At 44.4% G+C, this 22237-nt stretch carries 24 protein-coding genes and 1 other RNA gene; 18 read left to right on the top strand and 7 right to left on the bottom strand.

Annotated elements, in window-relative coordinates:
- Nucleotides 1–264 precede the first annotated feature (264 nt).
- The 3 genes from QUB52_RS07090 (at nt 265) to QUB52_RS07080 (ending at nt 2096) form a co-directional block, all read left to right on the top strand.
- A complete protein-coding gene (locus tag QUB52_RS07090; protein ID WP_265234321.1) occupies nt 265–453 on the top strand; it encodes a hypothetical protein in 189 nt (62 codons plus the stop codon).
- 317 nt (nt 454–770) lie between these two features.
- Nucleotides 771–1082: an RNA recognition motif domain-containing protein gene (locus tag QUB52_RS07085; protein WP_265234323.1), complete on the top strand. Its 312-nt coding sequence runs from the start codon at nt 771–773 to the stop codon at nt 1080–1082.
- Nucleotides 1083–1484: 402 nt separating this feature from the next.
- Nucleotides 1485–2096 (top strand): hypothetical protein, encoded by a 612-nt coding sequence (locus QUB52_RS07080; protein ID WP_265234324.1) that lies wholly within the window; start codon nt 1485–1487, stop codon nt 2094–2096.
- Nucleotides 2097–2408: 312 nt separating this feature from the next.
- Here the strand turns inward: QUB52_RS07080 and egtD are convergent, their stop codons facing one another.
- The 3 genes from egtD to egtC all read right to left on the bottom strand — a co-directional run bounded on the left by egtD (nt 2409) and on the right by egtC (nt 5862).
- Nucleotides 2409–3452, bottom strand: coding sequence for an L-histidine N(alpha)-methyltransferase (egtD, locus tag QUB52_RS07075; RefSeq protein ID WP_332972639.1), 1044 nt, complete (start codon nt 3450–3452; stop codon nt 2409–2411).
- Nucleotides 3453–3812: 360 nt separating this feature from the next.
- Nucleotides 3813–5102, bottom strand: a complete 1290-nt coding sequence (locus QUB52_RS07070) for an SUMF1/EgtB/PvdO family nonheme iron enzyme (protein WP_332972637.1) — start codon at nt 5100–5102, stop codon at nt 3813–3815.
- Complete coding sequence (gene egtC, locus QUB52_RS07065; protein WP_332972636.1) at nt 5074–5862, bottom strand: ergothioneine biosynthesis protein EgtC; 789 nt, start codon at nt 5860–5862, stop codon at nt 5074–5076. Before egtC ends, QUB52_RS07070 begins: the two co-directional genes overlap by 29 nt.
- A gap of 187 nt (nt 5863–6049) precedes the next feature.
- On the opposite strand from egtC, the gene QUB52_RS07060 reads away from it, so the two are divergent.
- Entirely contained in the window at nt 6050–6268 is a 219-nt protein-coding gene (locus tag QUB52_RS07060) for a hypothetical protein (RefSeq protein ID WP_332969274.1), read from the top strand.
- 180 nt (nt 6269–6448) lie between these two features.
- Here the strand turns inward: QUB52_RS07060 and QUB52_RS07055 are convergent, their stop codons facing one another.
- Nucleotides 6449–6895 (bottom strand): hypothetical protein, encoded by a 447-nt coding sequence (locus tag QUB52_RS07055; protein ID WP_265234330.1) that lies wholly within the window; start codon nt 6893–6895, stop codon nt 6449–6451.
- 383 nt (nt 6896–7278) lie between these two features.
- Complete coding sequence (locus QUB52_RS07050; RefSeq protein WP_265234331.1) at nt 7279–9762, bottom strand: putative PEP-binding protein; 2484 nt, start codon at nt 9760–9762, stop codon at nt 7279–7281.
- A 16-nt stretch (nt 9763–9778) separates the two neighbouring features.
- On the opposite strand from QUB52_RS07050, the gene QUB52_RS07045 reads away from it, so the two are divergent.
- Nucleotides 9779–10474, top strand: a complete 696-nt coding sequence (locus tag QUB52_RS07045; protein WP_265234332.1) for a ComF family protein — start codon at nt 9779–9781, stop codon at nt 10472–10474.
- A gap of 253 nt (nt 10475–10727) precedes the next feature.
- Here the strand turns inward: QUB52_RS07045 and QUB52_RS07040 are convergent, their stop codons facing one another.
- Nucleotides 10728–11354: a 2'-5' RNA ligase family protein gene (locus QUB52_RS07040; RefSeq protein WP_442923169.1), complete on the bottom strand. Its 627-nt coding sequence runs from the start codon at nt 11352–11354 to the stop codon at nt 10728–10730.
- A 54-nt stretch (nt 11355–11408) separates the two neighbouring features.
- Here QUB52_RS07040 and QUB52_RS07035 point away from each other — a divergent pair, with 54 nt between their 5' ends.
- The 13 genes from QUB52_RS07035 (at nt 11409) to QUB52_RS06975 (ending at nt 20382) form a co-directional block, all read left to right on the top strand.
- A complete protein-coding gene (locus tag QUB52_RS07035) occupies nt 11409–11675 on the top strand; it encodes a YciI family protein (RefSeq protein ID WP_265234333.1) in 267 nt (88 codons plus the stop codon).
- 23 nt (nt 11676–11698) lie between these two features.
- Nucleotides 11699–11795, top strand: an RNA gene (gene ffs / locus QUB52_RS07030) — signal recognition particle sRNA small type.
- 23 nt (nt 11796–11818) lie between these two features.
- On the top strand, nt 11819–12199 hold the full coding sequence (locus QUB52_RS07025) for a phasin family protein (protein WP_265234334.1): 381 nt from the start codon (nt 11819–11821) through the stop codon (nt 12197–12199).
- A 193-nt stretch (nt 12200–12392) separates the two neighbouring features.
- Nucleotides 12393–12836: a hypothetical protein gene (locus QUB52_RS07020; RefSeq protein ID WP_265234335.1), complete on the top strand. Its 444-nt coding sequence runs from the start codon at nt 12393–12395 to the stop codon at nt 12834–12836.
- Between the two features lie 24 nt (nt 12837–12860).
- A complete protein-coding gene (locus QUB52_RS07015) occupies nt 12861–13430 on the top strand; it encodes a Uma2 family endonuclease (protein WP_332972635.1) in 570 nt (189 codons plus the stop codon).
- A gap of 51 nt (nt 13431–13481) precedes the next feature.
- Nucleotides 13482–14873 (top strand): DNA phosphorothioation system restriction enzyme, encoded by a 1392-nt coding sequence (locus tag QUB52_RS07010; protein WP_265234337.1) that lies wholly within the window; start codon nt 13482–13484, stop codon nt 14871–14873.
- 383 nt (nt 14874–15256) lie between these two features.
- On the top strand, nt 15257–15502 hold the full coding sequence (locus QUB52_RS07005) for a hypothetical protein (RefSeq protein WP_265234338.1): 246 nt from the start codon (nt 15257–15259) through the stop codon (nt 15500–15502).
- Nucleotides 15499–17565, top strand: a complete 2067-nt coding sequence (locus QUB52_RS07000) for an AAA family ATPase (RefSeq protein ID WP_265234339.1) — start codon at nt 15499–15501, stop codon at nt 17563–17565. Before QUB52_RS07005 ends, QUB52_RS07000 begins: the two co-directional genes overlap by 4 nt.
- On the top strand, nt 17552–18211 hold the full coding sequence (locus QUB52_RS06995) for a Uma2 family endonuclease (RefSeq protein ID WP_332972634.1): 660 nt from the start codon (nt 17552–17554) through the stop codon (nt 18209–18211). Before QUB52_RS07000 ends, QUB52_RS06995 begins: the two co-directional genes overlap by 14 nt.
- A gap of 12 nt (nt 18212–18223) precedes the next feature.
- On the top strand, nt 18224–18544 hold the full coding sequence (locus QUB52_RS06990; RefSeq protein WP_265234341.1) for a nucleoside triphosphate pyrophosphohydrolase: 321 nt from the start codon (nt 18224–18226) through the stop codon (nt 18542–18544).
- 80 nt (nt 18545–18624) lie between these two features.
- Complete coding sequence (locus QUB52_RS06985) at nt 18625–19095, top strand: DNA phosphorothioation-associated protein 4 (protein WP_265234342.1); 471 nt, start codon at nt 18625–18627, stop codon at nt 19093–19095.
- Nucleotides 19096–19105: 10 nt separating this feature from the next.
- The gene (locus QUB52_RS06980) at nt 19106–20152 is read left to right on the top strand and encodes an endonuclease/exonuclease/phosphatase family protein (RefSeq protein ID WP_332972633.1); all 1047 of its coding nucleotides are present in this window, start codon (nt 19106–19108) and stop codon (nt 20150–20152) included.
- 14 nt (nt 20153–20166) lie between these two features.
- Entirely contained in the window at nt 20167–20382 is a 216-nt protein-coding gene (locus QUB52_RS06975) for a DUF6887 family protein (RefSeq protein WP_332972632.1), read from the top strand.
- A gap of 53 nt (nt 20383–20435) precedes the next feature.
- Here the strand turns inward: QUB52_RS06975 and QUB52_RS06970 are convergent, their stop codons facing one another.
- On the bottom strand, nt 20436–22028 hold the full coding sequence (locus tag QUB52_RS06970; RefSeq protein ID WP_332972631.1) for a DGQHR domain-containing protein: 1593 nt from the start codon (nt 22026–22028) through the stop codon (nt 20436–20438).
- Nucleotides 22029–22237 lie beyond the last annotated feature (209 nt).

The following is a 22237-nucleotide window of genomic DNA, read 5'->3' as shown; positions in this document are numbered from 1 at the left end:
GAAGGAAGAAGGAAGAAGGAAGAAGGAAGAGTTGACAGTTGACAGTTGACAGTTGACAGTTCACCTAAGGAAGTAAGGAAGAAGGAATAAGGAAAAACTTACTAAGATATATCTTCTTCTCTCTTTCTCTGGGTTCTCTGCGCCCTCTGCGGTATATAAAAAAACTAATTAAACCCTAAAATAATGTTAATCAATCCCGATCAAGTGCGATCGCAGAAGTGATTAATTATAGGCAAATATTAACAGATCCAACTGACAACAAAAATGACACAATCAGACAACTCGATCGCAGTTGCGAGTTCCACTTCCCAACAGCCACGCGAAAATTCGCTACAGCAGGCAGATCAGGCAATTTCCGAATTTGAACGCTCGAACCTGCTCAGCTTTTGGCCAGCTTTAAACAAAACCCAAATCATCGCCGAAATGCGATCGCGCATCCACGATCCTTTCTAAGTAAATCAAGGTGGACAGCCTTTTTTCGGCCCCGCTGCCATCACCAACGAAAAATTTCAGCCATCAGCTCGATCCCGCAGCAAAAAAACAAGGTGATGGGCCAATAGTGCAAGATGTCAGTTATCAAGAATACTTTCTGTGGGAGATTGCCCGACAGCACCCTAAATTAAAAATTAGCACAGGCAATTGCTGATTCTGCTGACTTCATGTTATAGTAGTTTTTCAAGAATTAAATTCGGTTGCGTAGTTTGTTGGTATTTATTTACAAGCGTCTCTCCGAATCTAACTCTCTGCACCCTAATGATTCTGGAGATTTTATGTCGATTTACGTTGGTAATCTTTCCTACGAGGTATCATCAGAAGACCTCAGCCAAGTATTTGCCGAGTACGGTACCGTTAGCCGGGTTCAACTGCCAACGGACAGGGAAACAGGCAAGATGCGGGGTTTTGCTTTTGTTGAAATGGCAAGCGAAGCAGAAGAATCAGCAGCCATCGCAGCCCTAGACGGTGCTGAGTGGATGGGCCGCGACTTGAAAGTCAACAAAGCTAAACCTCGCGAAGACAACAAACGCTCTTCGGGTGGCGGCGGCGGCTGGGGCGACAAGGATCGCTCTTCACGACGCTACTAAGCTTTGAGACTGAAAATCTGAGTTTTGGTGGTTGACAGCAGGTGCGAATGCTGATTTTTTAGCGGTTTGTGCGATCGATCCGCCAAATAAAACTCCCAAACCTTTAACTCAGTTTAGCCTCCTCCTTCGAGGGGGCTTTGTTTTTGGCGAAAAATCCCGCCAGGTAAGCCCTTGGCACACTTCCCAGCCTAACTCGCGATTCAGTATCTTCTTAACTGCTTTTTTCAAGAAGCTTTCGGGATTTCTCAATTCAACTCCTGTAAACTATCAAACGAGAATTAAGCACAAAGAAAAGTTACAATAACCGCAAAAGTGATATTGCTCAAAAAAAACAATCTTTACTGAAAATTAGCCTAGAAAATCAGCCAGACCAGCAAATGTATTGATTTTGCTTGAATAAAGATGCCCAAGGTTTACAGCACGGCCCAACTCATTAAAATCCTCGAAGAAGAGCGCCAAGCCTGCTTGCACGGGCGGCGTCTCAATTTGACTGAAACGGATGCTACAGGGAACCCCGTAATTGACCGCTTTCTCAAATCTGAGGGCGTTCAAAAGTTCACTGCTTATCAAAATTTTAAGGCGGCCGTGCACGAATACCAGAGGGAACATCAAGTTTCTGGGATTGTCTGGCGGGAAATGACGGTTAAAGGCAATACTCTACGCTATCCGGCAGTCAATGACGAATTAATCGCTCTACCGATCGATTTGATGACTCTGAAAGCAGCTAAGATTGCGATGTTGGAATTTTGGCAGCGGGTAACTGCGGGGATGGATTTGTATTTGAGTATTAACAGCGGGAAGGATTTTAGATCGATCGAGCCAATTGATGTAGAGGCTCTAACCCAGCGTACAGAATGGGCGAGTCTATCGAAGTGGGAAAAGTTGGATTTTCTGGAAATTTTGTTGCAGTTGGGCTGGGGGAAGCCGGAGGAAGCCTATTATAAGCGGGGATGGCCGACATCGGGCAGCGAGTACATTCACGCCGTAAAACCTGGACAACGGCCGATTTGTTAATTAGTCAGTAGTCCTTGGTCAGTTGATAGTTGACAGTTGATAGTTGACAGTTGATAGTTGACAGTTGAGAAGTAGGGGGCGTAGTAGACACAGCTTTAGTTTGTTGACCTCATACGTGAATCCTAAAGTAATAATTCAGAAGTTAATGGATGCACTCACCATTTCAGAAACCGGGTTTCTTGCGATATTTCTCGTTCCTGTTCTCAAAAATCGTATAAACCCGGTTTCTTTCCCTCACACTAACTAATGACAACTGCCCACTGTTAACTGTTAACTGTTAACTGTTAACTGTCAACTGTTAACTATCAACTATCAACTATCAACTGTCAACTGACAAAGCATCAAGCCAAACCACTGATTTGGATCTGTCCAAACTTGTACAGGCTTTAAACCGCGCTGCGAAAGATCTGCCTTTACAGTATTGAGATTAAACTTGCGCGAAATTTCGCTGCGGATAGTTTCTCCTGCGGCCAATTCCACCGTTAAATTTAGAGTACGTAAGTTCACGGTTTGCGCTTTTTTACTTTTCAAGTGCATTTCAATTTGACATTCCTCTTGATTGTAAAAAGCCCAATGCTCAAACTGTGCTAAATCAAAATTTCCCTCATACCTCCGATTTAAATGCCGCAGCATATTCAAGTTAAATGCTGCTGTCACTCCTTGACTGTCATCGTAGGCCGGCTCTAAAATATCTTTAGATTTATCCAAATCAATTCCCAGTAAAAAATACTCTCCAGGCTGCAATGCACCGACAATTTGCGAGAAGAATAGATCGCATTCTTGAGGGTTGAGATTGCCGAGGGTACTGCCTAGAAAGCAAATCATTCGGGTTGGCAACGGTGACGGGGAAATTTTAGCTAAGGCTAATTCGTAAGTGCTGACAAGTCCGTGAATTTGAAGCGACGGATAATCTGTCAACAGTTGACAAGCGCTGCTTTCTAGGATGGTAGGGCTGATGTCGATCGGCAAATAGTGCAGGGGATATTCCAATTTGCTGTAAGCATCGAGGAGAATCCGGGTTTTGGTGGAACTGCCGCTGCCGAGTTCGACGATTTCGCACGGGCCCGTCAAATGGGCGATCGCCCCTGCGCACTCTTGCAAAATCGCCGTCTCCGTGCGTGTCACGTAGTATTCCGGCAATTGACAAATCAACTCGAACAGGTTCGAGCCGCGATCGTCGTAGAAATACTTGGGAGGAAGGGTTTTGGGGTTTTGAGTCAACCCGCTAACTGCATCGCTGCCAGGATTGATTTCTGCGGTTGTCGGTGCCACAGCGCTCACCAGCCGCTCTAAGTGCAGCCGGTTTTCCTTTGTTGAGGCTGGGTTTGTCGTGTCGGACAGTCTTGGGGATTTCATAGAGTAAAATTAAGATGCAACAATTGGTATAGCACGCAGTCACCTTGCCAAATATCACGCTTAAGCCTGATTTTTTATGCCGATCTCCGTTATCTATTTTCTCACCAGATGGCGATCGCTCCCCAAATTGAAACTTAAAAATAATTTTCCCAAGTTTTTTTACTTAATATTTTGAAATGCGAACTTTTCTACATTTAGTAAAAAAATGTCCAATTTTTCGAGACTTCTTGCTTGAAAATTTGATTGATATATATATCGACCGTAGATACAAGGCAGATCAACACTGATAAACGCAGATAATTCAAAGATATTTCCTGAATTTTGCAATCTTGTATATTGCAGTTAGAATTGGATAATAAACTACTTAGCGCAACGAAAACCTGCGATAATTTGGCGCACGCCCGGATAGTACCAATTCCGAAAAGTCGATCGCATTGCTTGAGGAAAAGTCGCCCAACTCCCGCCTTTCAAAACCCGGTGTTCTCCATCAAAATAGAGTTCAGAGTATCCTTTGTAAGGATAACTCTCAAATTTTGGATAGGCGTCAAAGGTTGAAGCTGTCCACTCCCAGACATTGCCCAACATATCACAACAGCCTGCTGCACTTGCTCCTTTTGGAAAGGCATCAACGGGGGAGGTATTGGCAAGATGATTGCCGTGATTGCACAGGCTGGCATTTGGCCGTGTTTCTCCCCAAGGATAGGTAAGTTTCGTCTGATTTGTGGCATCCCAACTCGCTGCTTTTTCCCATTCGGCTTCCGATGGCAAACGCTTGCCGGCGAAGTTGCAGTAAGCTTCGGCTTCGTACCAACTGACGCCACAAACTGGATGGTTGCTGAAAGCTGGATTTTCGGACCAGTAAAGCGGGCGATCGACTAAATGAACTTTTTGCCATTCCCAGCCCTCAGCAGACCACCAATCGCGGTTCTGATAGCCGCCGGATGTCATAAAATCTCGGTATTGACCGCAAGTGACGGGATAGCGATCGATCGCGTATGCTTCCAAATAACACAAGTGGCGCGATCGCTCATTATCCAAAGCCTCAGCAGCATCGCTTCCCATATAAAATTCGCCGCCCGGAATTGCGATCGCTGAATTGGGCATTGGGCATTGGGCATTGGGCATTGGGCATCGGGAATTGGGCATTAATATTCCTTCTTCCTTCTTCCTTCTTCCTTCTTCCTTCTTCCTTCTTCCTTCTTCCTTCTTTTGCATTTGCAACACAAAGGCAACTGTTTCACAGTGCTGGCTTTCGTGCTGAATCATAAACCGCCAGAGACGTTCCTGCTGTTCAATCGGCGCAACTTCCAAATAATCTAAGACCTTTTTTCGCACCGCATCCAGATAAAATTCAACCTCTGGAAACGCAGGCAAAAAAACCCGTTGTGTTTTCGGCAAAATATCAGCAGCAAAGAGCTTATGATACTTAGAAAATAGTGGCGGCAATCCAGCACATCGCTGTAACAGCCACAAATCCTCAGTATAAGCAATATGACCTAAGTGCCAGCCAACCGGACTGAAATCAGGATGAGCTTGACTGCAAAAAGTATCATGATCGATGTCTGCAAATAGTTTGAAAGTGCCACGGCGACACTGCTGCAAATCGTGATAAATTGCCTCTCTACAAGATTGGATAGATTTCAATATCACCGTCTACTCCTGTACTGATAATGCTCTGGACTGGACACTCGTGCCAATTGCCAGCAAATAAAGGCTCAGAAGCAATGATGACAGAATTTGGAAAATTTAGATCGTCCCGCACCCAATAAAGGGAAGGAGGGACTTTTGGGAAAGCAAAGCGAGAGGCAACGAGCTGCTTTCCGTCGCTGATAATGATATTAGCTGAAAATTCTACTTGGTGAAGTTTTGCTAGCTCAGCCAAGGTTTTCAGGCAGTTTTGCAAAGCAGCTTCTAGAGTCAAATTTGCGGCTGTTAATTCATTGACAAATAAGCCGAAGATGTGCTCTGAATCTGTAGTACCGTTAATTGATTGATAAAGGGTATCGCTGAGCCGATCGCGAATTGGTCTATAAAGAGTTTTCCGAAAATTCTGCACAAAGCCGTTGTGTACGAACAATAGGCGATCGTACCCAAAGGGCTGACAGTTGCTCAAATCTACAGCTTGTCCCGAAGTTGCACTACGAACATAGGCGATCGCGCATTTTGATTCAACGTACCGGCTAATACTCGGCAGATTGATGTCGCTCCAAATTGGTTGTACATTTTTATAAGTAAACGGGTCAGTATCTAGGTGCGGGTGATACCAACCGATGCCAAAACCGTCAGCATTGAGCAGGCCCGAAGTCATTTCGCGGGGCTGGTAACTCTGCACAATTAGCGAATGTTCCGGCTTGTACAGAATAGAATCGAGTAAAATCGGCTCGCCCAGGTAGCCAAGCAAACGGCACATAAAATTTTTACAGCAAATTGATTAGCATTGTACGCCATTAGCCGCCAAATTGGTGGTTAGCGAAGCCCTTGAACAGGATCGCCCATCTTCAGCGTTTGAGAATAGGGTTTTTTGTCGGCCGCTGCCAGCATCGCAGTACAAACGGTACAGTAAAGGTAGAAACCCAGCAGAACAAGGAGACTCTTGAATGTTCCTCGATGAACTCATCCCAGTAGTTAAAGAATTGATGCAACAGCCTCTTGCCTTTGCGGGCGGATTTTTTTCAGGCCTGCTGCGACTCAACCTTCACGAAGATCCCGTTAGAAGCTGGATTGACGAACAAGCCGGCTCAACTTCCTACACTGCGCCCACAGCCGAACCAACCAACGGTAAAAGCACGGGGCCTCAGTCAATCTCGATCGACTAAGTAACAGCGGGCGTTGCTGATTTTAGGGATGAAAATAATTTAACCTGATCTCCAAACCTTTGTAGAGACGCACTCGTAGGGCGTCTCTGATGGATTCATACTTCGAGTCAGCAACGCCCCGGAGATCTCGCTGCTAAAACCAAGATCCACGATCGGGAATCTGGTTAACAATCGTCAGTCTTAGAAAGAGTAAATTCGCCCTTTTTCATCAATATAAACTGACCGATCTTGCTGAGTGCGGCCATCTGATCTGGTGATGCGAACCGTCACAAGGTTTTGCTTGGCATCAACATTATAGTCGTATTTCAAAGTTGTGCTTCCTCCTTGGACATTAATCGGAATATTTGCAATGTCGGCGGTGCGATTGCTGACGCGAACAATGATGTTTTTGCTGGCTCCGACGGGCAAGGATGACAAGCCAACACCTGATTCACCGTATTCTAGGTTTAATCCGGTTTCATTTAACAGTCTGAGGGTAATATTGCGAGTAGTGTCAATCTGTGCTTGAGGTTGCCAGAATCCAGGTTTCATACCGCCGTCAGTTGCAGGTTGAGATAATGCTGGATGAGGATGCAGACAGCCGAGGGCGGCGAGTATTGCTGCGGTTGCAATGATTTTTGATTTCATTGTTTTTACCTTTGGGTCAAGTGTTGGTGATATTTCTATCTTAGCTTGAAAATCGGATATTTTTAATTTAGAAGACCGGGCGGTTGAACCCGCATTTATACAAACAAAACCCGGATAGTGCCGGGGTTGAAGAAGATCGGGCGGTTAAAATTATGTTATTTTCTTCATTCCGCGCACCATCCAGAATTCGATTGTGTAGACACGGTTTCAACCGCCGTCTGATTTTTTTAATTATTATTAACCTGCGTCACAGGGGATTTAAGCCCCCGCCTTTAGGTGGATTGTTTTTAGGCTGGGGATTTAAGCCCCTGCCTAAAAACTTCGCTGTCAACTGTCAACTGTCAACTGTCAACTGTCAACTGTCAACTGTCAACTGTCAACTGTCAACTGTCAACTGTTAAGATCGATCGCGCGGCTTCTAGGAGCAGGCGCTGTTCGGCACGGGCGATCGCCCTCCAAGTCTGTTCTACAGCATCGACATTCACCGAAATAGACGAAATCCCCCACCGCACCAAGGATTCAACTATCTCAGGATACAATGCGGTCGCGTCCCCGCAGATCGAGCAAGGAATGCCCGCAGCCCTGGCCTGTCGGATTAATTGCTCGATCGCCCTCATCACTGCTCGATCGCGCCCGTTGAAACCACCTGCTACCTGTTGGGAGTTGCGGTCAATCCCTAACAAAAATTGGGCTAAATCATTGGTACCGATAGAAATTCCTTGAACTCCTGCTTTTACATAATCTGGCAATAAAAATAATACCGAAGGAACTTCCGCCATGATCCAAATTTGAAACTGAGCCGGTCGATTTTTCCAAATAGTTTCTAAGCGCTGGCGGCAGTAGACAAACTCGTCCACAGAGCGCACGAAAGGCAACATTAAATTGAGATTTGTGTGACCTAACTCGCAGACTTTTTGAAGTACGGACAACTCCCAATCAAATAACTCCGGTTCAAAGGTATAACTGAAACTGCCGTCGGTTCCTGATTCGCGCAAATCGAGAGATCGATAAAATATTGGTCGCGGCGAAACGGCAGCCGCAAATAAACTGAGGCAATCCGCCATGCGCGAGACAAATTCCGATTTTTGACCGTTTTGCAGCCAAACTTTAGGGTTTTGACAGTCCAAAGCTTCCAATGCCATCAATTCCGATCGCAATAATCCGATGCCGTCGATGGGCAAATTTCTGAGGCGATCGATCGAACTCGTTTGGCTGACATTAACTAGCAGTTGAGTCCCCGTTGGCGCAACAGATTCGGCAGACTCAGGCTGGCGAGATTTAGACGCGGGATTGGACGATCGATCTGATGTTGAAAATTGGTAATTAGCTATTGACATTTCTGCTGCTGTAGTGTAATTTTCTGGATTTTTTCCTAGTTCCCGAAGTCGATCGCCATCTGGTTCGGCGGTGGCAAAAACCTGTCCGCTATCGCCGTCTACCAACACCCAATCGCCAGTCTCGATCGCCCTCGTGGCCCCAGCAACTCCCACAACGGCAGGAATCCCCAATTCTCTCGCTAAAATAGCGCCGTGCCCTGTCATGCCTCCTTGTTCCACAACCACCCCAGCAGCAAGTTTCAGCCAAGGCAGCCAGTGCGGCTCGATTGTGCGGGCTACCAAAATGCCTCCGGCTAAGAATTGGGTGTTTTCTGGGTGAGAATTCGTCATAACTTGGGCAATTGCTTCGGCTTTTCCTGATGCTGCACCCAAACCTCTGAGAATCGCAGGATTTCTGGCTGGGGCGATCGCATTTTCCCGTACCGACGCGATTTTTTCCGCTTTCAAAAGACGAACTTGAGTAAAATAAAACTGCGGTTCGTCATTGTTTTCTGTCTCGCTGATTGTCCACTGCAAAATTAAATCAGAGTCAACTCCTGCGACAACTTTTTTGCTCAATTTAATAATTTTTTGCAGTTGCGATTCCTCTAAAACATATTCAGCTTGTGATTCCTCGCCCAGCGCCAAAACTTCCAGGCAACTGTCAGCAAAATCAGGAATTAGAAATGGAGAATCGGGGATTGGAAAAGCAGCAAAATTCCCAATATGCGTTTTTTCCCTCGGCTTGATTTCATCAGCTTTGAGATTATATGCTAATGTTTTGTAACCGAGCCGCTGGAATTTAACCGCACCTGTTTCTGACTGTACTTCATAGTAATCAGGTATAGTTTCTCCCCTAGCGAGGGACATTCCCAAACCGCTAGTGGCTTGGATTTCCCATGCTGCGCCGGCATTAGTTTTCACCTCACCTGTGGCGATTGCTCCTTGAAGCGGCTGCACCAAAACTGCGGGATTGATTTGCTGTATTTCCATGCCGCACCGCTGCCAGTAAAATAGACTTCGGGCTCTGAAGATTTCTGCCCAGGCTCGTTTTAGTCCGGCCTCAATGGATTCTGGTTCGGCGCGTACTGCGTGAGATTCCAGGATTCCGGCTGTTTTCGGGCTCCTGGAAGTCAGGGAAGGGCGAAAAATCAAGGCTTGGGAGTTGAGAGTACCAACCGCAGACTCTAGGTTGGAGAGCAGTGCCTCTGGCAGTTTGGTGGTAAGGATTTGGTGGCGGATGCTGCGGGCGATCGATTGCAGTTGTCTGGGTTCATCGACGTTCAAGTGTAGCGAAGAGTGGGGCCAGTCGGCAAACAGCGGTTCTAGCCAGTCGATCGACTCTAAAAACTGCCAAAATGTTGTAGCCGGCACGACAAAACCCGGTACAACTGGATGATTTTGGGCGAGCAAACAGCTCAAGTAAAATGCTTTTTCTCCCACTGCATCTCGGTCTGAAGGTTGAATTTTGTCTAGCCAGTAGAGGTTTGTCACGCTGCGATCCTGTTCTTGGAAACTGATTGAATTTTGATAGTTTTTCCGATTAATCACTTACCACAATTTTAGGATGAACAACCGAAAATGGACGGGATTGGTCAAATCTTTTCTCAATCTATTTCTTAAGGCTAACTGTCCTCTTTGTCAGCGATCGGCTGCCGAAGAGTTTTGTCCCTACTGCCACAAGCAACTTCAGCGATGTCAGTTAGCCGATCCAGGTCGATTTTGGGATTCAGAGCAGCGGGTTTTTGTGTGGGGCGAGTACGGCGGGACTCTCAAACGGGCGATCGCAGCTTTGAAATATGACGGTAATCCACAATTAGCGAAACCCCTCGGCGGCTGGCTGGCAGAATCTTGGCTAAGTTTTCCCGAATTAGCTATTGACAATTTAACAGTTGTACCAATTCCTCTGCACAAAGAAAAGCTCAAGGAGCGTGGTTTTAACCAGGCGGAACTTTTGGCTGAAAGTTTTTGCGAGTTGACTGGTTTGCCTTTGCAGCGGCACGGTTTGGAGCGTGTGAAAAATACTCAGGCTTTATTCGCTCTGACACCACAGCAACGAAAAGCTGAAATGAAAGATGCTTTAAGTTTGGGCAAAGATTTTCGCCGCCGTCTCCCGCGCGATCGAGTTTTGTTAGTTGATGATATTTACACTAGCGGTACTACCGTGAAGTCGGCAATTCAAATATTGAAACAGTCGGGAATTTCGGTTTATGGAACTGTGGCACTTGCAAGTCCGAATAAGAGCGATCGTTCATTCAGTTGACAGTTGACAGTTGACAGTTGACAGCACTTTACTTTACGTCCGAGGATTGAAGCAATGAATAGTCTGATTTTAATTTCTCACCTTTAGGGGTTCCGGCTTTAAACCAATTCTTTCTGGTAAGAAAAGACGTACGGTTTCAACCGCTTCTTGTCAAACGATGTCCGAGCGAGCGAGGGACTAAAAAAAATAACACATTAACCGCCAGGTATTTAACCCGCGCACCATCCGGGTTTTGTTTCTATAGACGCGGTTTCTAACCGCCGGATCTTCTGATATTCCAGCGGCTGCCGTCGTGCAGCAACAAAGTTAAGGCCGCAGCGGTAAACTCAAAGTGGATCTCACGCCCTGCAAATTCCAACCAAGCCGCTTGAAAATTCTCCTGAGTTAAATCGCGAAATGCTACAGTCATGTGCGGTACAAATGGGCGAGTCTGAGAAAGTCGATCGACAATTCCCAAATTTGCCTCCAAATAACTCATCAAATCTTGTTGCATCTCCAGCAATGCCGGCGATTTGACAACATCAACATAAATGACGCGGGGATCGAAAGCCGCAAAACCGGATAGAGTAACGAGAATTGGCAGCCGATTTGCAGCAAAGGCCTTTAAACTTTCCTCCAACTTCGGTACATCCGCCGCCAGCCATTCAAAAGGAGGTTGCAGCGTGACGTGGGGTGGCGAATTCAATGCACCGCGAGTATTGTAGTGTTCCGCAAAATACAGTTTGATCTCAGTAATCTGCTGTTCAATATCGAGAGGTGGCACTAAAGCAATAAAAAATCGCTGTTTTGACTGGTTCATAGGATAACATCGCAGTGAGGAAGGAATGGCGGAGTACGGGCGATCGAGTATTTGCTCAATGCTCGGTACCAAAACCTCCATTCCCAATCTACAATCCCCAATCTAAAATCTAAAATCTAAAATCCAAAATAAAAAATGCCTTGGTTTGTCAAAATTGAACAAGGAATTGTGGAAAAGCCTGTCTTTGACCAATATGTGCCAGCTCACAGAGCTTATGTCCGAGAGTTGATTTCTAAAGGACACCGAGCGAAAACTGGCTACTGGGCGAGGCGGGGCGGCGGTATGTTGATGTTTGAGGCGGGTTCTATGGATGAAGCAAAGGCGATCGTCGCTGAAGACCCGCTGGTGAAGAACGGTTGCGTTATTTATGAAATTTATCACTGGTGTGTGGTTGAAGAATAAATAACTGTGTTATACTCATAAATGAACTGGCCCCACGCGATTCCAACGCCCAAATTTTGTCAGGACCGGAAGGTAGCAGCAACACGGGATGCTTGTAATAGGCGTGGTCTCCGGTTCACCCAGTTTTATGAGGTATAGCTCCTATGCCTGGTTTCGGAGATATTTTACAGAAAGCAGTTTACCTTGGTGTCGGGCTAGCTTCCTACGCTGGAGAAAAAGCAGGCAGCAAGTTAACTGAATTACGCACTGAAGCCCAAAAGCTGGCAGATGAATTAGTCAAGCGTGGCGAAATGTCAACGGAAGAAGCACGTCGCTTTGTTGATGATATGGTGCAACAAGCTCAGCAGCAGCCACCCGTAGAATCGGCTAGGGAAGAAAAACCGGCTGAACCTCGGCGGATTGAAATTGTTTCTGAGGAAGAAGATGTTTCTGCAAAAGAAACTAAAGAAACTGGTGGCGTAGACAAGCTCCGCGAACAAGTGCAGAATTTACAAGACGAATTGCGGCGTCTGAAGCAAGATTAAGCTACAAAAAGCTCGCAAAGCACAAAGGGAACTCAGGATAATACTCTTGAGTTCCCTTTTTGAATATCTCCTCTGTCAGATGTGGACGGATATACCGCAATAGGTAATAGAATTGAGAGTAGGTGCAAGCACTTCACATGAGGCTGGCTGCACCTGTCTGTAAAATATTTTGTAATAGCAAGCTGTCAAATTCATGGAAGATTGGTCTAAAGATTTTTTTGAAGTAATGGAAAATGCTGTCTCTGAAGTAGAGCATTTTTTCACCGACATGAGCGAAGAGTTTGTCGAAATGCTGGACATTTTGGCTCATATTTCGGAAGAGTTTACAGAACAAGTACAAAATAACCTGATTAGTGAAGTTGACGGTTATTTAAATGAATTCGATGGTTATTTAAATGAATTTCTCGAACCGATAATTGAAATTTGCCGGGACTTTGACCCGGAGTTTGATGAGATAGATTTGTCGATGGTGACTTATGTAGACCCTTCGCCGACTCAGCATCCGGTTTGTCGCGGTTGTACTAACTATCACGGTCAAGTTTACGGCGGAAATTTGTTGGTTTGTGCGATGCACCCTACTGGTGTGGAATCGGAGAGTTGTCAGGATTGGGAAGGTGACAGCGACGTGAATTTATAAGAGTTTTTGAGGGTTTAATCGCTTATGTTAACGTCAATTCAGTCTCCGTCAAAAATTTCTCTGGAAGAGTTTCTGCTGCTTCCAGAAACTAAGCCGGCTAGCGAGTATTTTGCTGGTCAAATTTATCAAAAAGCTATGCCGCAAGGAAAACATAGTACATTACAATTTGAGTTCCCATCTGTAATTAATCGAATTGGAAAACCGCAGAAGTTGGCTTATGCGTTTCCAGAATTGCGCTGCTCTTTTGGTGGACGTTCTATTGTTCCAGATATCGCAGTATTCGAGTGGCAGCGCATTCCTCTAAATTCTCAGGGAGAAATAGAAAATAGGTTTGAACTTGCGCCCGATTGGATAATTGAGATTTTATCGCCGGATCAAAGTTCAACTCGCGTGATTAATAAAATTCTATTTTGCCTCAAAAATAAGACTAAATTGGGTTGGCTGATTGACCCGGAAGAAAGATTAGTCATTGTTTTTAAACCGCAGCAGGAACCTGAGATTAAAGAAAATGAAGATGTTTTACCAGTGCTGGATGCGTTGTTTGGTTTGCAATTGTCGGCGGCAAATTTGTTTGAGCTGTTAAGTTTTAGTTGAATATGAGTTACAGTTGAATCAGGGTAATTTTGCATCTAACGGCATTTAAAGGTGAATCACTCCACAGCCAATAATTCGCAATTTGGGTTTCCGAGGATACCGCCATCGCTGCAATTGCGGCCGTATCAGCAAGCGGCGGTTGATAATTGGTTTGCAAATCAGGGACGCGGTACGCTGAAGATGGCGACGGGTAGTGGCAAGACGATTACTGCACTTGCGATCGCCACTGAATTATACAATAAAATTAACCTGCAAGTCCTCCTCGTAATTTGCCCCTACTGCCACCTGGTGAATCAGTGGGCGCGCGAATCGGAAAAATTTTGTTTGAAACCTATTTTGGCTTTTGAAAACGCCAGTAGTTGGCAAAATAAGCTGGATCGGGGTTTGTATAAAGTGCGAGCGGGCGAGGGAATATTTCTGACAATTATAACTACAAACGCTACACTAATGTCCGATAGTTTGCAGTCTCAACTGCGCTATTTCCCAGAAAAAACCCTAATTATTGGAGACGAAGTTCACAACTTAGGTGCACCCCGTTTAGGACAAAGTTTGCCGCGGAATATTGGACTACGCCTCGCCCTTTCTGCTACCCCAGAAAGACACTTTGACGAAGAGGGAACCGAGTCTATTTTAGATTATTTCGGCCCAGTGTTGCAACCCGAACTCACCTTAGCCGATGCCATCCGCCAAAAAGCATTAGTACATTATTTATACTATCCGATTTTAGTAGAATTAACCGAATCAGAAACCCGCAAATATTCCTACTTAACTAAAAAAATTGGCTGGGCGCTGTGGGGCGATGAAAAAGTAGAACCAAACGATGCTTTAACAACTTTATTAATGCAGCGGGCCAGGTTAATTGGGGCGGCGGCTAATAAATTAACAGCTTTGCGAGAACTAATGATCCACCGTCTCGACACAGCCCATACATTATTTTACTGCGGCGATGGTGCGATCGAAGCAGGTGTGCGCCGAAGTAACAACCGCCAACTAACAGAAACCGCGAAATTATTGGGTTCAGAATTAGGCTATCGAGTCAATACTTATACGGCGGCGACTCCTTTAGCAGAAAGAGAACGATTGCGCCAACAATTTGAGAGTGGAGAATTGCAAGGTTTAGTCGCGATTCGGTGTTTGGATGAAGGCGTTGATATTCCAGCAATTCGCCATGCTGTAATTTTAGCAAGTAGCAGCAATCCGCGCCAGTTTATTCAGCGCCGAGGACGTATTTTGCGGCCGCATCCGGGGAAGGAAAGGGCAACTTTATTTGATATGATTGTTTTACCTCCAGATTTGGGTCGAGAAAGCTTAGAAGTTGAGCGCAATCTGCTGCGAAAAGAGTTGAAGCGGTTTTTGGAATTTGCTGATTTGGCTGACAATGCTGGGGAAGCTAGGGTGAAATTGCTGCAAATTCAGAGGCGTTACGGATTGTTAGATATTTGACATTTATTCAGGTTCGGTTTATCTTAAAAAGATAGAATTATTTTATTGCAGTTTGAGTTGCTAGTTTCGTTAGCGATCGCACTTACGAACTCAGAAACCCGGTTTCTTCGTAAATTTCTCGTTTTTAGTCACAAAAATCCTAGAAACCGGGTTTCTTTGTAGATTTCTCGTGACGCGAGAGCCAAACTCGTAGAAACCCGGTTTCTCACCCCATACGTAACCCTGTAGTTTTTGATTTTTGCAATAAAATAAGTAAATCCACTTAATTAAGCGTCAAATAGAGATGACTAAAAAGCTAACTATATAAGCATTCTTCCTTCTTCCTTCTTCCTTCTCCCTTCTTCCTTCTAATTATGACTAAAAATCTGAATGAAAATCTGGTTATGGCTTTTAGATATGCAGATAGCGCGATCGCACCTGTAGCGATCGGCACTTTAGCAGAAAAGCGTTCTAGTTATCACACGGACAAAGATTTGAGCGACGTACAGCAACCAATTACTAGCGCGCCGCCGGAAGTCCGACAAATTATCGAGCAGGTATTAGAAATTGAAAAAGATAAACTCTACATGAAATCTCCCCGCTATATTAGCGATGACATTTTGAAAATCATTAAGGAAGCAATTGTATGAAGTTAATTTCAATTACTCTGTGCAATTTTCGGCAATTTTACGGCAAAAGTCCCGAAATCAAGCTAGCCTGTGGCGAGCATAATATCACAGTCATTCATGGTAATAACGGTTCTGGAAAAACAGCATTAATTAATGCCTTTACGTGGGTACTTTACGGAAAATTTAGCCCTGCTTTTGCTGCGGAAGAACAATTGGTAAACAAGCGCGCCCTTGCTGAGGCGGAAATGGGAAAAGCCGTGGGTTGTTGGGCGGAACTTGTGTTTGAACACGACAGCAAGCGCTATCAAGCAAGGCGTGTTTGCCGTGCTTACAAAAATGCAAATACTGTAGAATACATCAAAGACGAATTGTTCCTACAAGTAGCAAAAGATGACGGTCGCTGGATTGCGACAGCGCAGCATCCCGATGATATTATCGGACGGATATTGCCTGCAAGTTTGCATCAATATTTCTTTTTTGATGGGGAACGAATCGAGCAAATTGTTCGCCACGACAAGAAAGCAGAAATTGCTGAAGCTACTAAGGAATTGCTAGGAGTAGAGGTATTGAGTCGATCGATTAAACATTTGATAGATGCCAGAAAGTCTCTAGAAACAGATTTGAGCGTGATTGGTAGTTCTGAAATCAAAAAACTTTTAAAAAACAAGCAAACTTGTCAAAAAGAGGTAGATTTACTTTCACAAAGACAAGTAGAGATTGAGCAAGAATTGACGAATCAAGGTGAATTAAAAAAAGTAGTTAACGGTGATTTCTTGGAACTAAGCGGTGCTGCTGAGTGGCAAAAATTACGAGACGAATTGGAAAAGCAGCGGACTTTATTTAAGGAACAAATTGCTTTGGCTTCTGATGCGATGAAACGAGCAATTTCTGGGCGCGCTTACACGGTATTTCTTTCGGATGCTGCGGCTGAATTTAACTTGATTTTTGGGAATTTGCGGGAAAAAGGCGAGTTGCTTTCGGGGATTGGACGGCCGTTTTTGGAAGAGTTATTAGCGCAGCAGCGGTGTATTTGCGGTGCCCAATTGGTGGAGGGTTCTGAAGCTTGCGAAAATGTTAGCGGTTGGATCAATAAAGCGGGTGCTGGCGATGTGGAAGAAACTACTATTCGGATCAGTGATCGCATCAATGAAATCGATCGCCAAATTGCTGATTTTTGGGACGAAATCGATCGCCAACAAGGCAATGTCAGCCGCGCTAGAGCCGAACTTTCCCGCGTGGAATCCCAGTTAGACGATATTCACAGCAAGCTGAAAAACTTCCCTGACGGCGATGTCAGCCGCTTGCAAAAGCGCTTGGATGAGATTGAGGCAAAAATTGGCGAGTTGCACCGTGAAACAGGCTCTAACCAGCAGCAGATTGAGAGTTTGAATGCCCAGGTTGCGGCTTTGGATAAGCAAATCGACAAGCAGCAACTGAATGAGCAAAGGCAAGTTTTGGCCCAGCGCCGGATTGCGGCGACTCAGGATGCGATCGATCGCCTAACGGAAGTGCGATCGCGCTTAGAAAAACAGTTTTGTTCTCAATTAGAAAAACGTGTACAAGATATTTTTAGCCAAATTTCTTTTACTCCTTACATCCCCAAATTGAGCGATAAATACGAACTCACGCTAGTAGAAAATACGTCGGGAAAAGAATCTTTAGTCGCTGCTTCGACGGGAGAAAATCAAATCCTTAGTTTGTCGTTTATTGGCGGAATTATTGAGGGCGTGCGCGAGTGGAGTCAAAAAAATACTTTGATGGGCCCGGATAGCAGTACCTTTCCGATCGTGATGGATTCTCCCTTTGGCAGTTTGGACGAGATTTATCGCAAGCAAATCGCGAATAAGCTGCCCAAATTGGCGAATCAATTGGTAGTTTTGGTGACGAAAACTCAGTGGCGCGGAGAAGTTGCTCAAGAAATGGAAAGCTGCATCGGTAAGGAATACGTGCTGGTGTACAATTCTCCGAAGGCTGATTGTGAAGAAGATGCGATCGAACTGGCTGGGATGCGCTATCCTTTAGTTAAGCGCAGTCCGAATGAATTTGAATATACAGAAATAGTAGAGGTGGATGATGTCTTCTAGTTCGGTAATTACGCAGGTTTTGGAAACGGATATTTGGGTGAAGGCGACATGGAAAGAGTTTCTAAACTTTGCTGAGGATGTAACTTGGGAAAAGGGAAAATTTTATTATTATCAAGAACAAATAAGGGTAGAAATGTCACCAGTAGGGCCATTGCACGGGCATCAACATTCAATCCTTTCATCTGTAGTCAGTCTGTTTGCTACATTGAAAAATATCCGAGTAGTGCAGTTGATTAATGCCAGTTTTCGGAAAACAGGTATTCACGAGTTTCAACCCGATCTAGCTTACTACATTGGTTCAGATTTGAGAGTTCCTCCTAATGACAGCAATTCACCTGTTGATTTAAATGAATATGATCCGCCGAATTTGGTAATTGAAATTGGTGCATCTTCTTTTGATGATGATTTAGGCAGCAAGCGGTTGCTTTATGAAGACGCAGGAATTAGCGAATATTGGGTGGATCGTGCGAATAGGCAGGAGGTTTTTGCCTTTGCGATTAATGGCGGTGGTAGCGGTAGAATTCAAGAGTCGCGGGTTTTACCTGGGCTGGAAATTGCGTTAGTTGAGGAAGCTTTGAATCGGAGTCAAACTCAAGATGATGGCGAAATTACTCGCTGGTTGATTCAAACTTTTAGTCAAGGTTGAAGGGAGTTTGACATGGAAAAAGAGTATCATAAGTTGGTGCGCGATCGCATTCCTGAAATTATTCGCAAAAGTGGCAATGAATGCGAGTTTGTCATTTTGTCCGATCGCGAATACCGTCAAGCTTTGCGCCAGAAATTGATTGAGGAAGCGACAGAAGCTGCGGCGGCTGATGAGGATGATTTGGTGGCGGAATTGGCTGATTTGTCTGAGGTGATGGATGCGCTGATGCTGAGTTTTGGCGTTTCGGGCGATCGACTTTTAGCCGAAAAAACCAAGCGCCGGGAAGTCAGAGGAAGTTTTGCCCAAAAAATTATGTTATTACGGACATTCTGAAAATTATCGGCGTTAATCTGTGTTAATCTGCTTCACATCTGCGGTTGTTCTATAAAATTAAAAATTACATATTAATCCCAATGGCTGCTAACAAAATTAGAATTGCTAAAGACAAAGCTGATTTAGTTAAATCCTTAACTTTATCGGATAACAACTCCGGCCCTTTTCAGACTTACGCCGATGTGATTGTGTTTGCTGCATCCTTGGGAAATAAGCGGAAAAAGCGATCGCCCTTGGGGGAAATTTCCAAGCGAGAACCCGGTGCGATTGATGTTGATATTTTTGTATCAAGGGGTTATGATATGGCGATTAAGTTAATTGCGATCGCCGAAACCAAAAATCCTCAAATTCTCTCCCATCTTGATCAAAAATCGGAAGCAGAACGCTTGCAAATTTTTGAAGAATATGCTAATGGCGGCCTGGAAATTTTGCGAGAAGAGTTTCGGGGTGCCGCTGATTATACCGATCGCCTTTTGTTGTTTTTAATCTCCGAAAGGGACAATAAACATGAGTCAAACGAAGAATTCGACTTAAGCAAGTTCTTATTTTAATAAATTTCCAATGCAGCACAAACTAACAGATATCATCAAAAGAGTTTTCCTGAAATCTGTAACAATTCTCACTTACAGCTACTCACTATTTATTATCTGCTATTTCCTGCTCAGATTCATCTTTTGGGAGCGAATATCAATTATTGCTTTAATTAGCACTTTTCTGCCATTAATTTTATTTCCAATTTTCCTACTTCCCATCGTCGGATTCTCAATTATCAAAAAAAGATGGTTCTCGATTATTTCTGCGATATCCTGCATTCTCCTCATAAGTTGGCTGCACATAAAATACTTTTACCCCTCACCAATCAACATCACAAATTCCCAACCCCACCTCAAAATATTATCCCATAACGTCGGCTGGTATACAACACAATCACCAACTTTATTTAAACTAATTGAACGCGAAAAACCCGATATTATCTTTTTACAAGAAATCGTTAAAAAACATACCGAAAGAGCTTTCGCATGGTTAAAAATAGACTACCCATATCAAATTGGGATTCCTCCGGTAGGAATTCTCAGTAAATATCCCATTGTCTCCAGCGAAATACTGCACTTAGCCGGTCATGCAGAAACGCAGCAGCGAGCAATTATTAAATTTAACGAACAAGAAGTAGTGATTTATAATATGCAAGCTACCGGGCCGTGGTTTAAGAGATATAACATCTTGCCTTTTCTCAAAATTCCAGTTTACAAATATGGACAACGAGGGCCGGAAATTCAAGATTTAGTCCAGCGAGTTGAGCAAGAAACTCTACCCGTAATTGTCGCGGGCGACTTTAACATGACAGACGAAACTCAAGACTACTATAATGTGCAGAAAGTTATGCAAGATTCTTTCCGAAAATCGGGGTTTGGGTTTGGTTTTACTTGGCCTCACGGTTGGGAACTTAAGTTCTTGTTGAAAAGCTCGAATTTGAGATTAAATTATCCCGTTTGTCGGATTGATTATATTTGGTATTCAAAGCATTGGGGTGCTAAATCGAGTTCGGTTTTGGAGGCCACCGAGTCCGATCATTTGCCCGTGGGAGCAGAACTTATTTTGTTAAAATAAAGGAGAGTTTGCGGATGAGCCAAGTTAACTCTAACGCAATGTTGAATGCTGAATTGAAAATGTATTTTCTTAGACATCGAGGAGATAGAGCCGCATTTCAAGCGTACTTAGACAGAATCAATCAGCATCCGCTGAGGATTATTGCAAGTCCCGGCGATCCTGATTTTGATCAGAAAGTTCAAGCCGCAATTCGGCAAAAGTTAGAAGCTGCAAGAAATGGTAGCAGTTAGCTATCTAACAATAGCCTTGAATTGCAAGCAGTTGCATACTATCTTGACATTATCTAGGTAAGAACTGGCGGTAATCCCACCTCTTTCGGATGCACAAACCTGCTATTAAAACTAACAGCTTTATCCTCAAAAGTCCTCGCTTGGGCCACCGCTTGCCGCAAATGAGCCCGATCCATATCATCGTTAATTCCCGCGACCAAATATACAATTAACTTCGCGGCTAAATCCCTTCCAGAAACTAGCATTCGCTTTTTGTTCGGATCGTACAAAATCCCGTACCACGCAGACTCAGGATTGTCCATGTGGCTAAATCCTTCATCCACATCGTACCTGCGGAGTTTGTCGAAAATAGATTTCAGCGAAAATTTCTTTCTAAATACTAGAATTCCCAAAGCATTAGCTAAAGCAATTTGACCGACTGGACGAAACAAAATATTTCCCTCGCCCCCCGGCTTTTCAAAACTAAATCGGCGCAATTCGGCTGTTTCTTCGCCGCTTTCAATTCTTTGATAGCTGGGCAAAGTTGCTAAATTATCGAACAATTTATTAAACTCTTCTATTCCCTCTTTCAGTTCCTCATCTTCTGGACGCATGGGAATTAAACCTTTTTTTTCTGGCTTCCAATGGGGGAATTTGTATTCTAAATACCGTTCCGACATATCTTGCAGCGCTTGCAATGTGGTTAACACTGTTGATTTTGCTGCGACTGTGGCGCTGTCCCAATTGACGCGGGGATTTCTATCTTCTTGTTCTTTTAATAAGGGATGGGTGACGGCAATTTTGCGGGCGCAAATCGCAAATCCGTTATCTTCGTTCAATAATGCTAGTTGTCCCTGACTCAGCGTTACCGCCATGAGGTTAACGTGCACAAAGATCGATCGCACGCGCCGTTGTGCTTGCTGCCGAGTTTCCCCCGCCACAGCCGCCGGAATAAACTCAATCCCGATTTTTTCGTGAGCTAATTTATACACTGTTTCGGGGTCAATTTGATACTCTTCCGCTAAATCTTCGAGAGTAATTGCAGCGCCGACAGGTTTTTTATTTTTGTTGTATCTTTGCAGGATTCCGGTTTTAATTAAACTCATTAAACCTTGAACTCCCATCAGCCGATGCTGGCCGTCTAAGGCAAAAATTGAGACTTTTTGAGAAACATCCAACAGCCCTAAATTCCCGTTTTTATCAAAGGATATAAATTCAGCGGCGGATTTAGTTGCTACGCCGTTTTCATCCCATTCTTCCGCGTGAGGATTGTCTACCCAGGGGGGACTGACGACTACTAAAACTGCGGGGAATTTGTGCGATTTTCGGGCGGCTAAATATTGAGTGAGGGCGGCTTGGCGCGACCAATCTAAGGGACGCTGGATAATTTCGTCAATGGTTTCGTCGTCGCGGACGATGTTGTTCGTTTGGAGGTCGAATTTTTGGCGGAAAAGCGGCATTTGTGAGGCGAAACGGACGCGGGAATCTAACCATTCTAGGGTGACAGAACCGATGTAGGCTTCGGTGTTTCCCATCTGGGTTTTTTGTACGAAAATGCGATCGTCCTTTCCTAAATAATTGTCTAATAAGAGTGCGATTTCCTGTCTTTCGCGATTTTCTTTTTCCAAAAATTGGCTAGCGAGGTCAGCCGCTGGGTTAGTATTCATTGGCGATTTTTATATAATTAGGCTATTTTTTCAAAAATATCATAAGTTAAAATTGATGTCAAGCCTTGTTTTTTAAAAATATTTGTGAAATACTTGACTTATCTTTCTATAGCCCGGACACATACCACAAGCCAAACAAAAAGTCAATAAATCTTAATTCCCATTCTCGATGCCCGATGCCCGATGCCCGATGCCCGATGCCCAATTCC

The organism is Microcoleus sp. A6-C6, assembly GCF_036705955.1.
Taxonomy (GTDB): Bacteria; Cyanobacteriota; Cyanobacteriia; order Cyanobacteriales; family Microcoleaceae; genus Microcoleus.
This window is presented reverse-complemented; position numbering and strand designations above follow the sequence as displayed.

Excerpts from the sequence above, each read along its gene's own strand:
- QUB52_RS07080 (WP_265234324.1), top strand. The coding sequence starts at position 1,485 with ATGCCCAAGGTTTACAGCACGGCCCAACTCATTAAAATCCTCGAAGAA.
- QUB52_RS06990 (WP_265234341.1), top strand. The coding sequence starts at position 18,224 with ATGGAAAAAGAGTATCATAAGTTGGTGCGCGATCGCATTCCTGAAATT.
- QUB52_RS07040 (WP_442923169.1), bottom strand. The coding sequence starts at position 11,354 with ATGGAGGTTTTGGTACCGAGCATTGAGCAAATACTCGATCGCCCGTAC.
- egtD (WP_332972639.1), bottom strand. The coding sequence starts at position 3,452 with ATGAAATCCCCAAGACTGTCCGACACGACAAACCCAGCCTCAACAAAG.
- QUB52_RS07055 (WP_265234330.1), bottom strand. The coding sequence starts at position 6,895 with ATGAAATCAAAAATCATTGCAACCGCAGCAATACTCGCCGCCCTCGGC.
- QUB52_RS07085 (WP_265234323.1), top strand. The coding sequence starts at position 771 with ATGTCGATTTACGTTGGTAATCTTTCCTACGAGGTATCATCAGAAGAC.
- QUB52_RS06975 (WP_332972632.1), top strand. The coding sequence starts at position 20,167 with ATGAGCCAAGTTAACTCTAACGCAATGTTGAATGCTGAATTGAAAATG.
- QUB52_RS07035 (WP_265234333.1), top strand. The coding sequence starts at position 11,409 with ATGCCTTGGTTTGTCAAAATTGAACAAGGAATTGTGGAAAAGCCTGTC.
- QUB52_RS07060 (WP_332969274.1), top strand. The coding sequence starts at position 6,050 with ATGTTCCTCGATGAACTCATCCCAGTAGTTAAAGAATTGATGCAACAG.
- QUB52_RS07025 (WP_265234334.1), top strand. The coding sequence starts at position 11,819 with ATGCCTGGTTTCGGAGATATTTTACAGAAAGCAGTTTACCTTGGTGTC.
- QUB52_RS07000 (WP_265234339.1), top strand. The coding sequence starts at position 15,499 with ATGAAGTTAATTTCAATTACTCTGTGCAATTTTCGGCAATTTTACGGC.
- QUB52_RS06985 (WP_265234342.1), top strand. The coding sequence starts at position 18,625 with ATGGCTGCTAACAAAATTAGAATTGCTAAAGACAAAGCTGATTTAGTT.
- QUB52_RS07020 (WP_265234335.1), top strand. The coding sequence starts at position 12,393 with ATGGAAGATTGGTCTAAAGATTTTTTTGAAGTAATGGAAAATGCTGTC.
- egtC (WP_332972636.1), bottom strand. The coding sequence starts at position 5,862 with ATGTGCCGTTTGCTTGGCTACCTGGGCGAGCCGATTTTACTCGATTCT.
- QUB52_RS06970 (WP_332972631.1), bottom strand. The coding sequence starts at position 22,028 with ATGAATACTAACCCAGCGGCTGACCTCGCTAGCCAATTTTTGGAAAAA.
- QUB52_RS07090 (WP_265234321.1), top strand. The coding sequence starts at position 265 with ATGACACAATCAGACAACTCGATCGCAGTTGCGAGTTCCACTTCCCAA.
- QUB52_RS07045 (WP_265234332.1), top strand. The coding sequence starts at position 9,779 with ATGAACAACCGAAAATGGACGGGATTGGTCAAATCTTTTCTCAATCTA.
- QUB52_RS07015 (WP_332972635.1), top strand. The coding sequence starts at position 12,861 with ATGTTAACGTCAATTCAGTCTCCGTCAAAAATTTCTCTGGAAGAGTTT.
- QUB52_RS07005 (WP_265234338.1), top strand. The coding sequence starts at position 15,257 with ATGGCTTTTAGATATGCAGATAGCGCGATCGCACCTGTAGCGATCGGC.
- QUB52_RS06995 (WP_332972634.1), top strand. The coding sequence starts at position 17,552 with ATGATGTCTTCTAGTTCGGTAATTACGCAGGTTTTGGAAACGGATATT.
- QUB52_RS06980 (WP_332972633.1), top strand. The coding sequence starts at position 19,106 with ATGCAGCACAAACTAACAGATATCATCAAAAGAGTTTTCCTGAAATCT.